The 13,645-nt window shown below is 62.5% G+C and carries 13 protein-coding genes; 5 read left to right on the forward strand and 8 right to left on the reverse strand.

The genetic code is table 11. The annotated features are described in order from the left end of the window. Positions 1 to 5: 5 nt before the first annotated feature. The 5 genes from ACILSI_RS03105 to ACILSI_RS03125 are packed head-to-tail and all read right to left on the reverse strand — an operon-like array spanning position 6 to position 5,715. Complete coding sequence (locus ACILSI_RS03105; protein ID WP_395720377.1) at positions 6 to 1,334, reverse strand: hypothetical protein; 1,329 nt, start codon at positions 1,332 to 1,334, stop codon at positions 6 to 8. Then, on the reverse strand, positions 1,331 to 3,385 hold the full coding sequence (locus tag ACILSI_RS03110; RefSeq protein WP_395720378.1) for an ABC transporter substrate-binding protein: 2,055 nt from the start codon (positions 3,383 to 3,385) through the stop codon (positions 1,331 to 1,333). Before ACILSI_RS03110 ends, ACILSI_RS03105 begins: the two co-directional genes overlap by 4 nt. 53 nt (positions 3,386 to 3,438) lie before the next feature. Then, positions 3,439 to 3,828: a type II toxin-antitoxin system VapC family toxin gene (locus ACILSI_RS03115; protein ID WP_395720379.1), complete on the reverse strand. Its 390-nt coding sequence runs from the start codon at positions 3,826 to 3,828 to the stop codon at positions 3,439 to 3,441. Beyond that, entirely contained in the window at positions 3,825 to 4,049 is a 225-nt protein-coding gene (locus ACILSI_RS03120; protein WP_395720380.1) for a hypothetical protein, read from the reverse strand. Before ACILSI_RS03120 ends, ACILSI_RS03115 begins: the two co-directional genes overlap by 4 nt. Before the next feature lie 49 nt (positions 4,050 to 4,098). Continuing rightward, positions 4,099 to 5,715, reverse strand: coding sequence for a formate--tetrahydrofolate ligase (locus tag ACILSI_RS03125; RefSeq protein ID WP_395720381.1), 1,617 nt, complete (start codon positions 5,713 to 5,715; stop codon positions 4,099 to 4,101). 83 nt (positions 5,716 to 5,798) lie between these two features. Between ACILSI_RS03125 and ACILSI_RS03130 the strand changes: the two genes are divergently transcribed. Together ACILSI_RS03130 and ACILSI_RS03135 are read left to right on the forward strand one after the other, a co-directional pair. Beyond that, positions 5,799 to 6,821, forward strand: coding sequence for an NAD-dependent epimerase/dehydratase family protein (locus ACILSI_RS03130; protein WP_395720382.1), 1,023 nt, complete (start codon positions 5,799 to 5,801; stop codon positions 6,819 to 6,821). A gap of 90 nt (positions 6,822 to 6,911) precedes the next feature. Next, a complete protein-coding gene (locus ACILSI_RS03135; protein WP_395720383.1) occupies positions 6,912 to 7,424 on the forward strand; it encodes a hypothetical protein in 513 nt (170 codons plus the stop codon). A 7-nt stretch (positions 7,425 to 7,431) separates the two neighbouring features. Here the strand turns inward: ACILSI_RS03135 and ACILSI_RS03140 are convergent, their stop codons facing one another. Next, on the reverse strand, positions 7,432 to 8,358 hold the full coding sequence (locus ACILSI_RS03140; RefSeq protein ID WP_395720384.1) for an aspartate carbamoyltransferase catalytic subunit: 927 nt from the start codon (positions 8,356 to 8,358) through the stop codon (positions 7,432 to 7,434). Continuing rightward, on the reverse strand, positions 8,355 to 8,906 hold the full coding sequence (gene pyrR / locus ACILSI_RS03145) for a bifunctional pyr operon transcriptional regulator/uracil phosphoribosyltransferase PyrR (RefSeq protein WP_395720385.1): 552 nt from the start codon (positions 8,904 to 8,906) through the stop codon (positions 8,355 to 8,357). Before pyrR ends, ACILSI_RS03140 begins: the two co-directional genes overlap by 4 nt. A 135-nt stretch (positions 8,907 to 9,041) precedes the next feature. Between pyrR and ACILSI_RS03150 the strand changes: the two genes are divergently transcribed. From ACILSI_RS03150 to ACILSI_RS03160, 3 genes are all read left to right on the forward strand, one after another. Continuing rightward, on the forward strand, positions 9,042 to 9,704 hold the full coding sequence (locus ACILSI_RS03150) for a hypothetical protein (protein WP_395720386.1): 663 nt from the start codon (positions 9,042 to 9,044) through the stop codon (positions 9,702 to 9,704). Next, on the forward strand, positions 9,704 to 10,723 hold the full coding sequence (locus ACILSI_RS03155) for a murein hydrolase activator EnvC family protein (protein WP_395720387.1): 1,020 nt from the start codon (positions 9,704 to 9,706) through the stop codon (positions 10,721 to 10,723). The genes ACILSI_RS03150 and ACILSI_RS03155 overlap by 1 nt, the downstream gene beginning before the upstream one ends. Positions 10,724 to 10,791: 68 nt before the next feature. After that, positions 10,792 to 12,114, forward strand: coding sequence for a neutral/alkaline non-lysosomal ceramidase N-terminal domain-containing protein (locus tag ACILSI_RS03160; RefSeq protein ID WP_395720388.1), 1,323 nt, complete (start codon positions 10,792 to 10,794; stop codon positions 12,112 to 12,114). Positions 12,115 to 12,119: 5 nt separating this feature from the next. On the opposite strand, the gene ACILSI_RS03165 is transcribed toward ACILSI_RS03160, so the two are convergent. Further along, a complete protein-coding gene (locus ACILSI_RS03165) occupies positions 12,120 to 13,580 on the reverse strand; it encodes a hypothetical protein (RefSeq protein ID WP_395720389.1) in 1,461 nt (486 codons plus the stop codon). Between the last annotated feature and the right edge of the window lie 65 nt (positions 13,581 to 13,645).

The following is a 13,645-nucleotide window of genomic DNA, read 5'->3' on the forward strand; positions in this document are numbered from 1 at the left end:
GAGGCTCAGGAGGGGCGTGGTTGAACGATGCGACTGACTTGGATCAAACACAAGGCGGCAAGCGCGATGATACCACCGGCTTCGAGCAGGGCCGTGGGATCGGTCAAAGTGTGCGCCGCGTCCTGCGATGAACCAACCGCGAGCGGGCGGAACCATCGGGCGAGCGGCACACCCAGTTCCAGCAACAGCGTCGGCTGCAAAGCGCAAGCGACCGCGATCCAGAGCAGCGTCTGCGCAAAGACGGCGCTGATCCAGGCCACGAACATGCGGCATTGCACGAAAGCGACATGCCTGAGCCAGAGGCCCGCTTCCGAAACACCGAACGAACGCGCAGGATCGAGCGGGAGCTGCTTTTCTACGCCCGTCCATGCTTCATGCCAGGACGCGCTGCCTGAGAGGAGCACCGCAAACCACAGCACGAGCCATGGCGAAGATGAAAACGGCGACAGCGTCATCAATCCCAAGCCCCAGAGCGGCCACGGCTGCCAGGCAAACGCGGTCAGAAGATTGGCGGAAGGCCGCAAGCGGCCACGCAGAAAATGCAGGCCGCCGCAGAGCAGCGCCATCATGAGGCCGCCCGTGGCCAGGCCGATCGCGATGCCGTTCACATCCACCGCTCGAATGGACTGCGCCATCCAGCCGCCCCAGCCCATGAAACGCAGCACGTCCTCAATGACGATGAGATAAACCGGAGCCACGAGGCAGAGCGCCTGCATTCGCGCCCGCAGCAAAGGCAGCAACTGACGCAGATGGTGCCGCCACAGCCGTGCATCGGATGGAACACCCCGCGCCCGCAGTGCGAAGTCGAGATCGACGGTCGCCTTGGCATCGGTGATCACGCAGTAGATGATCTCGCCGGCCAAAGGCACGGCAAGCAGCAGCGCCGGAGCCAGAAACTCCCACAGCAGACGCGCCAGCGTGATCTGCCAGACGTTTTGCGCCACCGGCAACTCAGTGGGCATCAGCGTTTCGACCGGACCGCCATACTTGCCGATCCACAGACTGACGAAGCCCCATGCCAGCGCCGCGACTGGCAGACAGGCAAGCGCACGACCGATGAAAGCGACGAGCGCCTCCGCATGTCGTCCCAAACGGCGTGTGAGCAGTCCGACGGCCAGCCCCAGGCTCATGGCCAGCAGCAGCGCGACGATCAACACCCCAAGACTGAAGCCGCAGCGCATCCCCATTTCAGTCGCGGTCGAAGGAAGCACGAGCCAGGTCTCCACCGGCTGTTTGGAGAGCGCCAGCACTCCCACGGCGGCAAGCAGGCCACCGCACAGCACATGCAGCGGCAGCCAGCGGGGCGGTTGGGAGAGGTTGGGCGCGTTCGTCATTCCGGGAGGCGCAGTTTGAGGTCGATGACAGGTTTGGCGGGCGTGTGCTTCGTCGGCATGGCGAGATGGCGCAGCGTCCATGCGCCAGTCGGGTTTTCCGTCGCGGTTTCATCCGCCAAGCCTGGCACGGTGGCGGCCTCGTCGTGCGTGGTAAAGAGCGTGAGCAGCGGATGCAGCGGCAGAAGTTGGGACTCCAGAGCACGAACACGTTCCGGAACCCTGATAGGATCAAACTCAGTGGCCAGCGCCTCCAGTTGAAGATCAATCTGCGGATCAGCGATGCCGCAGAAATTCGTGCCGCCAGGGCTGGCCTGCGCGGAATGCCACCACGGCAACTGATCCCAGGACACCTCGAAGCGCTGGTCCAGCAGCACGGCGTCAAAACGATGCTCGCGCAGCCGTTGCGCGAGCGTGGACGCGTCCGGCGCGTATTCGAGCGCCACCACCGCGCCCAGTTTGCGCCATTGCTGCGCCAGAAGCTCTGCCGTGCGCCGGTGCAGCACGTCTTTGGCAGGAACGAGCAGCGTGAAGCGAAACTCGCGATCCACGCCGCGTGCCATGCCCTCCACATCACGCGGCCAGCCTTCATCCGCGAGAATCTGGCGCGCTTTTTCGAGACCGTACGGAATGCGTGGTGCCCGCGTGCTGAACCACAGACCCGGCGCAAAGAGGCTGGCGTCCGCATGCCCGAGACGACCCGGCACCACGCGGATCAGCTCCCCGATGTCCGTGGCCTGCGCCAGCGCCGCGCGAAAACGCGGGTTCTTGAGGATGTCATGCCGCGTGTTCCAGAGCACGACGAGCCGCTGACGCGGTGGCGTGAAGCGCAGTTGCGTCAATTGAGCATGATCTGCCGCCGATGCCGGCCACACGAGATCCACCGTGCGCGTGCGCATGCCGATTTGGGTCATCAGCGGTGAAACGGCGAAGCTGAACAGGAAACGCGGCGCTTCTTTGTCGCGATTCACCGGCATGAGGATGAGCGAACGCGCGTCACGCGAGGCGATACGGTGGCCCCCGGCTCCCGGCGGCGGTTGTTTGAGAAAATCCACCTCCCTGGCCTGCGGATGCTCGCGCAGCCACGCAGCGGGCAGGATGGGCATGTCCGCGAAAGCGCCCAGCGCGGGGCCGTAGCGCCTGCGGAAGGTCACATGCAGCCGCGCACCATCGTTTTGTGTTTCGAGGGACTGAATGTGCCGCAGCGCGTCGCGATTTGGCAGCGGCCAGTCGCTGACGCGTAGAAACTCAAACGTGGCCCTCGCGTCCTCGGCCGTCACCGGCTTGCCGTCATGCCAAAACTGGCCAGGACGGATGTCGAGATCCAGCACCGGCTCCACCAGCGCCCCCACCTCTCCGCGCAGCGTGAGCGAAGTCCGCTGGGCCGTGCCGGCGTCGAGCGACGCGCGCAGATCATCGATCAACCGCTGCGAAGACCCGGCCACGACGATCTCACATGCGTTTGTGCCATCGAACCACACGCGGCGGATTTGTTTGGCCTGCGAAGACGTGGCCATGAACTTGTCCCAGGCCTCGCGCAGCGGTGTTTCACGTTCGATACGCCAGAAGGCGGCGAGCTGCGGACGCAGGTCCGCGATGACTTCCAAGGCCTGCTGTGCGCCAGCGGCGGCGGTTTCGGTAAAACTCAGCCGCAGCTCGTTTTCCACGGCCTGCGCGGCGTCGAGATGCCATTCGCTCCAGCGGTTTCGCTCGCCGATTTGAGCCTGCAAACGCTCCAGCGCCTGTTTGGCCGTGGCCGCGTCGGCAAACCAGCAGGTGACCTCCTGTGTCCAGCGCCACAGGTCTGCCAGCGCTGGCTGCAAAGCCCCGTGCTCGTCGATGCGGAGCAGCGGCTCATGCACGAGGTCGGCGATCTGGCGCTCGGCCTCGGTGGCGGGCAAAAACGGGTTCAGCGCGGGCGCGTTTTGCGCCAGCATGACCACCAGCCCGTCCTTCGGCCGCTCATGGCTGCGCTTTGACACCGCTGCCGCCCACCACGCCAGCGCTGCGACGAGCAGCGGGAAGCCGAGGATGAGCGTGCGGGTCAGGATCATGCGGCGGAGAAGCTAGAGCCTGCGCATGATATGGGCAAGAAAGGAGGTTCCCATCACCACACCACCGTGGCGGATGGATACTGAGTGATGAGCTGGTCGGAGGTCACGATGGACGCGTGAATGCCCTCCGCTGTGGCAATGATGATGCGGTCACAGGGATCAGCATGCAGACCCGGCAGAGCAGTGCTCGCCAGCACGACGGTGTCGGTGATGGGAAGGACTTGAAGCCCGTGGTGGGTGACGGCGAGGTTCCACCATTCTTCAGGAGACATGTCGAGGTCTAACTTGCCCTTTCGATGCTTCACCCCGATCTCAAAGGCACTGATTGCGGAGACGTAAAGTGAGTCCGGCCTTTCACGGATGATCCCCCGAACCGCCTGGCCCAGCCGCGAAACCTCGCGTGCCAGCCAGAGGATGGCGCAGGTGTCGAGCAGCAGTTTCATCGTGATTCTTCAGGCCATTCGTCTTCTGAAAGAGGCGTGGTCGGGTCTTCGAAAAACTGCACGCGTTGCAAGGCAGGATGCGGCTCCAGCGGATTGCGCCTGGCCCCGCTCTGCGCGGGCAGGATCGTCAGCAGCGCCCGAGCATGCTGGGGCAGCGGCTCGCCGCCCTTGGCGGTGACGCGTCCTTGATCCAGTTCGACTTCGAGAGTGAGCAGACTCATGGCTGGAGTTTATCCGCCAGCGTGTCGCGTTGCCAGCATCATTTTAGGCTCAGATGCCGCTCATGACGCCCTCGTCGGTTACCTGGATGCGCTCGGCGGAGGGCACCTTGGGCAGGGCGGGCATGCGCATCATCGTGCCGGTCAGGGCCACGAGGAATCCGGCTCCGTTGGCGATCTCGAAGTCGCGCACCGTGATGGTGAAGCCGCTGGGGCGGCCGCGCTTCTTCGCGTCGTCGGAGAGGCTGTCCTGCGTCTTCGCCATGCAGAGCGGCAGCTTGTCGAAGCCGTTGCGGGCAAAGAGGGCCAGCTTGGCCTTCGCTTCGTCGGTGAGCAGCACACCGTCGGCGCCGTAGATTTTTGTGGCGATGGCGGTGAGCTTCGTTTCGACGCTGTCGTCAGGATGATAGAGGAAGGGCAGGGGCTTGGATGCCTGCGGCAGGGCGGCGAGCACCTTTTCCGCGAGCTGCACGGCTCCGTCACCGCCTTCGCCGAAGACATTGGCTGTGGCGCAGGGCACGCCGCGTGCGGCGCAGAACTCATGCACGAGCGCGAGCTCATCCTCGTGGTCGTTGGTGAAGCGATTGATCGCCACAATGACCGGGCGCTCGAATTTCGCGGCGCTGTCGAGGTGCGCGGCCAGATTTTCCAGACCCCGGCTCAGCGCGGCGGTGTCCGTCTGCGTGAGCTGGTCCAAGGCGGCTCCGCCATGCATTTTAAGGGCGCGCACCGTCGCCACGATGACGATGGCCTCGGGCGCGAGGCCGCTCTGACGGCACTTGATGTGCATGAACTTCTCACCGCCGAGGTCGAAGGCGAATCCGGCCTCCGTGACGGCGAAATCGGCATGCGCCAGCGCCATGCGCGTGGCCAGCACTGAGTTGCAGCCGTGCGCGATGTTCGCAAACGGGCCGCCGTGCAGGAAGGCGGGCACTCCTTCGAGACTCTGCACCAGATTCGGCATCAGCGCCTCTCGCAGCAGCGCAAGCATGGCCCCGGTGACACGGAATTCCTTGGCAAAGACCGGCTGGCCCTCCGGCGTGAAGCCCACGACAATGCGCTCCAGGCGGTGGCGCAGATCCGGCAGTGATTCGGAGAGGCAGAGGATGGCCATGATCTCCGAGGCGGCGGTGATGTCGAAACCGGTGACGCGCTCGGTCGGTTTGCCCACGGCAGTGCGCACCACGCGCAAGGCGCGGTCGTTCATGTCCATCACGCGCTTCCACAGCACCCGCTCGGGCGTCAATGGTGCGCCGCCTTGGAAGAGGTGGTTGTCGATGACGGCGGAGAGCAGATTGTGCGCGCAGGTGATGGCGTGGAAGTCGCCGGTAAAGTGCAGGTTGATCGCATGCGCGGGGCGCACGCTGCTTTTGCCGCCGCCCGTCGCGCCGCCTTTGCGGCCGAACACCGGGCCCATGGAAGGCTGGCGCAGCGCCAGAGCGACGCTTTGCCCGACTTTCTTCAGACCCTGCGCCAGACCGATGGAGACGGTCGTTTTGCCCTCGCCGGCCGGTGTCGGGGTGATGGCGGAGACGAGGATCAGCTTCCCACGCTGCGTCTTCGACTGCAGGGCCTTGAGGCTGACCTTGGCCATTTCACGGCCGTGAAGATGAAGATGTTCCGGGGCGATACCGAGTCCGGCGGCGATGGGGGAGATGTCCGAGTGCATGGGCGGGGAGAGCGCCAATGATGGCAAGGCGTTCGGTGAAGCAAAGGCTTTTCCAATCGCGAAATCGGTTCTTAGTTCAGGCCATGCCTCCCGCCAGCCTGGAAGAACTCGAAGAACGCCTCAGCCGCCCCACGCCCGCTGTGGTGGACCTGATGCGCGCACTGCCGGGAGACATCATCATTCTCGGTGCCGCAGGCAAGATGGGGCCGTCTCTCGCCCGCATGGCCAAACGCGCCAACGATGAGGCAGGGACGAAGCGCCGCGTGATCGCGGTGTCGCGTTTCAGCACACCGGGTTCGGCGGAGGAATTTCAGCAACATGGCATCGAAACCATCGCGGTCGATCTGCTGGCAGCGAACGCCGTGGCCTATTTGCCGCATGCGCCGAACGTGGTCTTCATGGCGGGCATGAAATTCGGCTCCACCGGCCAGGAACCGATGACCTGGGCCATGAACGCGTGGCTGCCCGGCCTCGTGTGCGAGCGCTACCACCGCAGCCGCATCGCCGCCTTCTCCACGGGCAATGTGTATGGCCTTGTGCCGGTGGAACGCGGCGGCAGCAAGGAGGAGGACGCGCTCAATCCTGCTGGCGAATACGCCATGAGCTGCCTGGGCCGCGAGCGCATCTTCCAGCACTTCAGCCAGACACGCGGGACGCCCGTTTCACTCATTCGCCTCAACTACGCCTGCGACCTGCGCTACGGCGTGCTGGTCGATGTCTCGCAGAAAGTCTGGAACGGCGAGCCGGTGGACGTGCGCATGGGTTACTTCAACACCATCTGGCAGGGCGATGCGAACGCGCTCTCGCTCCTCAGCCTCGGCAAAGCCCAAAGCCCCGCCTGGACCGTGAACCTCACCGGCACCGCCACGCTCAGCGTGCGCGAGGTCGCGAAGCGTTTCGGTGAACTCTTCGGCAAACCCGTGCAGATCACCGGCAAAGAGGCCCCTGACGCGCTGCTGAGCAATCCCTACCGCAGCTTTGTCGAACTCGGCATCCCGTTCATCCGCGATGAGGAGTTGATGGAGTGGGTCGCAAGCTGGGTTTCGCGCGGTGGCGAATCACTCGGCAAACCGACTCACTTTGAGTCGCGGGATGGGAGATTTTGAGAGGGAATGAGTCTTGTAGAGTTCATGCTTTCCGCGAAGAGATGACGCCCATCGGCGTCATGCCTGTTTACCAGCCAATCGTTTGCTTCCATGAGACCACGCACTCATACCCTAATACGAGCAGCTATCATTGTAGGCGTTCCCATAATGCTTGTCGCATATTGGGTAGGTGCTTTCGGCTATTCCTCTCGGCGGCCAGTATCTCACACTCCCGGGTCTCCTTATCTGAGTGGTGAATCACTCGATTCCAATCCTGTATTACTCATCCAAGTCCGCGATAAACCTTTGCGCTCGATATGGAATCGCCCAGTCTTATCGATATCAGACACCAAAGAGATTCGAGCACTCCAAGCTGAGCTCTCAAAATACTCGATTCGCGATTATTCTTTTTATCCGGACGCACCAAACAATTCCCATCATTACAAAGAGATTGGTTTCGCCACCTTTCTTGGAGACGAAACGGAGTCCATATCAGTAATTCGCCAAAGCGCCGATCGTTTCTACGAGTTCCTCACGCTTGATCCCAATGGTCTAAGCGCCACGGTCTCATACTTCTACGATGAGTCAGGCAAGCTTCGCCAGTTACTCAAACTTGCTGACTAACAAGCGCTCACTCCGCCGCCCCCGGTCTGAGCCAGTAGAGCACGCTCATTCTCACCGCGATGCCGTTTTCGACCTGCTGATTGATGAGGCACTTCTCGTAGTTCATGCCGGTGTCGGTGATTTCGACGCCGCGGTTCACGGGGCCGGGATGCATGAGGTGGAGGCCGCGTTCACGCAGGATTTCGACGCGCTCGTTGGTGAGGCCGTAGTTCTTGTGATACTCGGCGGCGGTGGGGAAGAAAGGCTCGTCGAGGCGCTCGCTCTGCACGCGGAGGAGGTAGATGACATCGGGCTTCCACTCGAAGGCGTCGCGCCAGTTGCCAAACTGCGGGATTTCCTGCGGCACCTCACGCGGCATCATCGAGCCAGGGGCCAGATAGGCCACCTGCATGCCGAGGCGGCGGAAGATGAGGCTGGTGCTGCGGGCGACGCGAGAGTGCTGGATGTCGCCGACGATGAGGGCGCGGCAGCCGCGCAGATCCTTGTGAATCTCGCGCAGTGTGAAGGCATCCAGCAGCGCCTGGGTGGGATGCGCGTGCCAGCCATCGCCGGCATTGATGACGCTGGCGCGGGTGTTTTTGGCGATGAGGTTCGGAATGCCGGCCTGCTTGTGCCGCACGACGATGTAATCGACGCGCATGGCCTCCAGGGTCTCGACGGTGTCCAACACGGATTCGCCTTTCACCACGCTGCTCGATTCGATGTCGAAGTGCGTCACGTCGGCGCTGAGGCGGCTGGCGGCGACTTCAAAGCTGGAGCGCGTGCGGGTGGAAGGCTCGTAGAACAGCGTGAGCATCGTCTGGCCCTTGAGCGTGGGCACTTTCTTCACGCTGCGTTTGAAGAGGTCTTTGAAGGGAACGGCGTTGTCGAGCACGAACGCGATTTCCTCATCCGTGAGCGAGGCGATGTCGAGGAGGTCTTTGCGCGGGGTCATCTCGGTGAGGCTTGGGTTTGCACGGTGCAGGCGTCCTGGCCGTCCACTTCTTCAAAACGCACTGCCACGCGCTCGCCGGGAGCCAAAGTGACCTTGAGCGCGGAAAAATCGGGCTGCACGGGGAACTCACGCCCGCAGCGGTCCACCAGCACGGCCAGTTGCACGCGCTTAGGGCGGCCAAAGTTCAGCAGTTCATCCAGCGCAGCTCGCACGCTGCGGCCGGTGTAGATCACCTCGTCGCAGAGCACGACATTGACGCCATCGAGGTCGAAGGGGATGTCCGAGCCTTCGAGCTTCGGCACCATCTGGAAGGTGCTGAGGTCATCGCGATACTGCGTGATGTCGATGGTGCCGAAAAGCACCTGGGTGCAGCCGAGCCGCTTGATTTCTGTGGCGATGCGCTGCGCCAGCGGCACGCCGCGCGTGAAAACGCCCACGAGGGCAATGCTCTCCGCGCCGGCATTGGCCTCGCAGATGCTTTTTGCCAAAGCAGCGACTCCTTCGGCCATCTGGGCCTTCGTGAGGAGGGTGCGTACAAGTTCTGGCATGGTGGCGGGTGCGCGGAAAGTCCGGTGATTCGCGGTCTTGTCAAATCAGGGGATGGAATCCGCCTGCGGAGAAGTTTCGCGCCCGATTCCGCCTCCAGGGTTGCAAAGCCGGCGCTGCTTTGGTTTGATGCGCGCATGAGAAATCTTTTGCGCGTCTTGTCGGTGACGGTCGTCTGTGGTCTTCTAACCAGTTGCGAGGTGTTGCAGCTATTTCGAGATAACAAGGTGCTCATCACCAGCCATGTGCAGAGCAACGAGGTCGAGCATCCCAGCGAGATCATGCGGCTGCCCATCGGCGGGCAGGAGATGACGTTCAAGAAGGTGCCGGAGTTCAGCCAGCGCAGCATCGCCGCGTTTCAGCCGTTTCCCGCTGATGACGGCCAGGGCAACGGCCTGTTGCTGCAGCTTGATGCCAAGGGCAAAAACTACCTGGAGGCCGCTTCCCGCCTGCACCAGGGCATGGTCATGCTGACCATGATCAACGCAGTGCCCGTGGACATGGTGCAGCTCGACCAGCCGATCATCGACGGCCGCTTCACCATCTGGCGTGGTGTTTCCGACGAGACCATCAAGGAGATGGACAAATTTTACCCGCGTCTGAACCGCCTGAAGTCTGCCTCCCGCTGGATGGACATGCTGCCTTCCACCGACAAGGAAAAGTTCAACGCACGCCGCGTCGGGAAAGAGGCCGAGGCCGCCGAGAAAAAAGCCAAACGCGACATGGAGCGCGGCATCATCCACACGGCTCCGAAGACCCGGGACATCCCGCTCGAAGGCTACACCCTTCCTGGCACCTGATGAACCTCCGCCTCCTCACCCTGCTCGGTCTGCTTGCCGTGCTGCCTTCCACGCAGGCGCAAAACCTCCTGCTGCCCACCGACAACCGTACGTTGTTTGATCAGCCGGACGCGTTCTTCCAGTTCGTGGACCGCGATTTCGAAGGCGCGAAGACCACGCCCTGGGAAGGCGGGCAGTTTGGCTTTGTGCGTGATCCGCGCCGCCTTGGCAAAAGCATCGCCTACGCGCGTTTTCACGAAGGTCTCGACATCAAGCCGCTGAGGCGGGACGCGCAGGGCAATCCGCAGGACGAGGTACGCGCCATCGCCGACGGTCTCGTGGCCTACGTCACCGCCGCGTCGAACCTGAGCAACTACGGCCGCTACATCGTGGTGCGGCATGACTGGGGCCAGGGCTCGTTTTACTCCCTCTACGCGCATCTGCGTGAAGCACACGTCACCGCCGGCCAGAAGGTGAAGGCGGGCACGCCGCTGGGCACGCTCGGCTACACCGGCAGCGGCATCGACCAGCGCCGGGCGCATGTGCATGTGGAGCTGAACCTCTTTCTCTCCAGCCGCTTCGACGAATGGCACGCGGCGGGCTTCGCCACGCCGAATCATCACGGCGTCTTCAACGGCATGAACCTCATCGGTCTCGATTTGCAGTCGCTTTACCTCGCGCAGCGGAAAAACCCGGACATCACCCCCGCCGGAGCCGTGCGCGCCACGGAAAGCGGCTACCGCGTGGCCGTGCCAGGTGATGCCACGATGGAGATCGTGAAAAACTATCCCTGGCTCATGGATGGCGGCCGCCCTTCGGACCAACCCGTGAGCTGGGAGGTCACCTTCAGCCGCTGGGGCCTGCCGCTGGCGGTGAAAGCCTCCAACACCGCCGTTTCACAACCCGTCGTCACCTGGGTCAAGGACGCGGGCATCCCGCATTACCTCCACACGCGCGGCTGCGTGACCGGCGGCGGCAGCACCGGCAAGCTCACGACCGAAGGCCTCCGCTTTGTGAAGCTTGTGTGCGGTTGGTTTTAGGATGTCCGGGAATCCACTCGTTACGGCTGTGCGGAAAGTTTGACATGCGAATGCGGCGTATTTTGAGCATGCTCCTCGGAAGAATCATCACCGCTGCCCTTTTGGCGACCACCGTCATTGCCGCTCCACCTGGGGCCACACCACTGTCGCCTCCGGTGCCACCAAAGTCCGTCGCACCACACGTTCTTGCGAACTGGAAAGTTGGCGTGGCCGTCGCCAAAGTAACGCCGCAAAAGATGCTCTTTATGGCAGGCTATGCATCGCGCAACAAGCCTGCGGAAGGCAAGGTGCAGGATCTGTTCGCCAAGGCGCTCGCGCTTCAAGATGATCAGGGAAACAAGCTCGTGTTTGTGACGCTCGATCTCATCGGCGTGCCGCAACTGCTGCGCCATGCGGTCGCTGAGCGTGCCGAGAAGGAATTCAAGCTGCCGCAGGCGAACCTCGTCATGAACGCCTCGCACACGCACAGCGGACCCTCGCTGCGCACGACGCCGCTCACGGAGAAGGACAAGGACAACCCGAAAGCCAAAGACTCCTGGGAATACACGCAGAAGCTGCAAAACGACATCGTTGGCATCATTGGCAAGGCGCTGGCGGAGGTGCAGCCTGCGCGGCTCACCTGGAACAAGGCGCGCTGTGGCTTCGCCATGAACCGCCGCCGCGACTACACGCTGCCGCCTGATCATCCCAACGCGAACAAAGCGCCGAACCCAAACGGCCCGGTGGATCATGAAGTTCCCGCCCTGCGCGTCGAAGCGCCTGATGGCACCTTGCGCGCGACGCTTTTTGGCTATGCCTGCCACAACACCAGCCTCGGCTTTTACAACTACTGCGGCGACTATGCCGGTTTCGCGCAGGAATACCTCCAGGAGCATCGACCCGGCTTCACCGCGTTATTTTTAATGGGCTGCGGTGCCGATCAGAACCCCTATCCGCGCCGCAGTGATGTGGTGCCGGGTGTCACCGACCTCGAACTCTCGATGCAGCATGGCAGATCGCTCTCCAATGCCGTAGAAATGGCGCTCGTCGTGAATCCACGCCCAATCGCGGGTCCGATTCGGGCCGCGTATGAGGAGATTATCCTCGATTACGCCAAACCGGGCCGCGACCCGCATCCTTATCCCGTGCAGGTCATCAAAATCGGCAACGACCTCACCTTCATCACGCTGGGCAGCGAGGTCGTGGTCGATTACTCACTGCGCTTCAAGCGTGAGTTTGCCGGTGAGGCGGGCGTGTGGGTGGCTGGTTACTCCAACGACTACACCGGCTACGTCCCGAGCCTTCGTGTGTTGAAGGAAGGTGGCTACGAGGCCGCCGCAGGCTGGGCTGAAAGTGTTGAGGATCGCATCGCGAAAAAAGTTCACGAGATGCACGCTCTTCTGTCAAAGTGACCGGCTCACAAGCCTGACAATCGCTTCAAAACTTCCACGGCCTTCGTTTCAAAGATGGCCTGCCACTCGGGTGCCACAAGAACATCGCAGTCCTCCTGCGCGTAACCCGTGTTCCGACGCTGGGTCTCGGTGGCGGTGTAGTAGATGTAGCCGTTCGTGTAGCCGGAAACATGGGCGTTGGCATCCTGCGCGGCTTTTTTGATGTTGAGGCCGACTTGAGCGGTGATCTCGCCGGGGAAGGTGACGAGTTTGAAGCCACCAACGCGGAGTCCACAGACTTCGACATCGAGCGTGGCTTTGTCGGCGGCCCGGGTCTCGGCGAGGTGCCTTTTGAGCAGAGCGAGGTTCGTGTTCAGCCGCGTGAGCTTTTCCATGATGGCAATGTTGCCAAGGTAGGCTTCGACGAGCGCCTTGTTGTCAGCGTCAAGCTGCTGGAGCGGCTTCGAGTCCTGCAAATAGCCCTGCGCGTAGTGCGAGGGCGTTTCGGGCCACAGTTTGTGCTGCATGAGCAATGGCAGGAAGGTCTTGAAATTGATGTTCGTGGGCCGCAGGGCCGCGAGGAGTGCCTTTTGCTCGGATTCGGCGTTTGAGATGCGCTTTTCGAAATCGGCGGCACGAGGCACGGCGATGACTTCGCGGCTGATTTTCAGCGTGGCGTCGTTTTGCGGCTCAAACCGACGAATCGCGGCCAAAACGCTCGCACCGAGCATGGCACCGAGCGGCTCGGCATTCGCGGGGCGGCTGACTTCTTTGTAGTGAACGGGATTGATGTCACCGCCGCAGCCTTGGACGAAGAAGGCCATCGCGCCCGTGGCCTCTTCAATTACTTTCGAGGCGAAACCGGGATAATCCGCGCTGTTGCCTTTGCTTGGCGGATTCATGATCGGATGGCAGGCGAAGTGATACACCACCGCGAACGGCGTGCCGTCCGCGCGATCCAGCCGCAGCAGGCCGACCTGCGGATCAATGGGGCCGATGCTGGCGACATCCTCATCACGCGGCATCGAGTAGGCGCGCCGCATATCGACCTGTGTACCGTCTTTGAGCGTCATGCGGCGGTTTTCACTGATGCGGCTCTCGCTGCCGACTCCGGCACTGACTTTGACGGGCACCAGGTTCTTCGCCGCGTCCTTCACCGCCTGCACGACGAGTTGCTGCAAATCGGTGCGCACGATGCCGTGGCAATGGCTCGCATTGATGATGACCTCGTCGGCGAGATCGCCGAGTTCCTTCCGCACATTGGCGAGGAAGCCATTCCCGATGCGCCCAATGCCGCCAATCGCCACCGCATCCACCGTGATGAGCACGGCGGTCGTCTCGCCGCTCTTCAAAACGAGCGCCTTGGCAAAGCACGGATCATTCACCGGCCCTGTGCGGTCGGTGATGTCCACCTTCGCAATGCCAGCGAGGATTTCGGCGTGCAATGGCCATGCGAAAACGAGGGAAGCGAAGAGAAACCATTTCATGAGGCGTGCGAGTAAGAGCCGGGAGGCCTTCAAAAAACGTCTTCTGTTGCGGTTCCTTGTCTGGA

Origin of the sequence: Prosthecobacter sp., assembly GCF_044232965.1 — a bacterium.
Classification (GTDB): Bacteria; Verrucomicrobiota; Verrucomicrobiia; order Verrucomicrobiales; family Verrucomicrobiaceae; genus Prosthecobacter.

Bases quoted from the DNA above. Each gene is read 5' to 3' on its own strand.
- ACILSI_RS03120 (WP_395720380.1), bottom strand. From the start codon at position 4,049: ATGAGTCTGCTCACTCTCGAAGTCGAACTGGATCAAGGACGCGTCACC.
- ACILSI_RS03140 (WP_395720384.1), bottom strand. From the start codon at position 8,358: ATGACCCCGCGCAAAGACCTCCTCGACATCGCCTCGCTCACGGATGAG.
- ACILSI_RS03115 (WP_395720379.1), bottom strand. From the start codon at position 3,828: ATGAAACTGCTGCTCGACACCTGCGCCATCCTCTGGCTGGCACGCGAG.
- ACILSI_RS03165 (WP_395720389.1), bottom strand. From the start codon at position 13,580: ATGAAATGGTTTCTCTTCGCTTCCCTCGTTTTCGCATGGCCATTGCAC.
- pyrR (WP_395720385.1), bottom strand. From the start codon at position 8,906: ATGCCAGAACTTGTACGCACCCTCCTCACGAAGGCCCAGATGGCCGAA.
- ACILSI_RS03135 (WP_395720383.1), top strand. From the start codon at position 6,912: ATGAGACCACGCACTCATACCCTAATACGAGCAGCTATCATTGTAGGC.
- ACILSI_RS03125 (WP_395720381.1), bottom strand. From the start codon at position 5,715: ATGCACTCGGACATCTCCCCCATCGCCGCCGGACTCGGTATCGCCCCG.
- ACILSI_RS03105 (WP_395720377.1), bottom strand. From the start codon at position 1,334: ATGACGAACGCGCCCAACCTCTCCCAACCGCCCCGCTGGCTGCCGCTG.
- ACILSI_RS03150 (WP_395720386.1), top strand. From the start codon at position 9,042: ATGAGAAATCTTTTGCGCGTCTTGTCGGTGACGGTCGTCTGTGGTCTT.
- ACILSI_RS03155 (WP_395720387.1), top strand. From the start codon at position 9,704: ATGAACCTCCGCCTCCTCACCCTGCTCGGTCTGCTTGCCGTGCTGCCT.
- ACILSI_RS03130 (WP_395720382.1), top strand. From the start codon at position 5,799: ATGCCTCCCGCCAGCCTGGAAGAACTCGAAGAACGCCTCAGCCGCCCC.
- ACILSI_RS03110 (WP_395720378.1), bottom strand. From the start codon at position 3,385: ATGATCCTGACCCGCACGCTCATCCTCGGCTTCCCGCTGCTCGTCGCA.
- ACILSI_RS03160 (WP_395720388.1), top strand. From the start codon at position 10,792: ATGCTCCTCGGAAGAATCATCACCGCTGCCCTTTTGGCGACCACCGTC.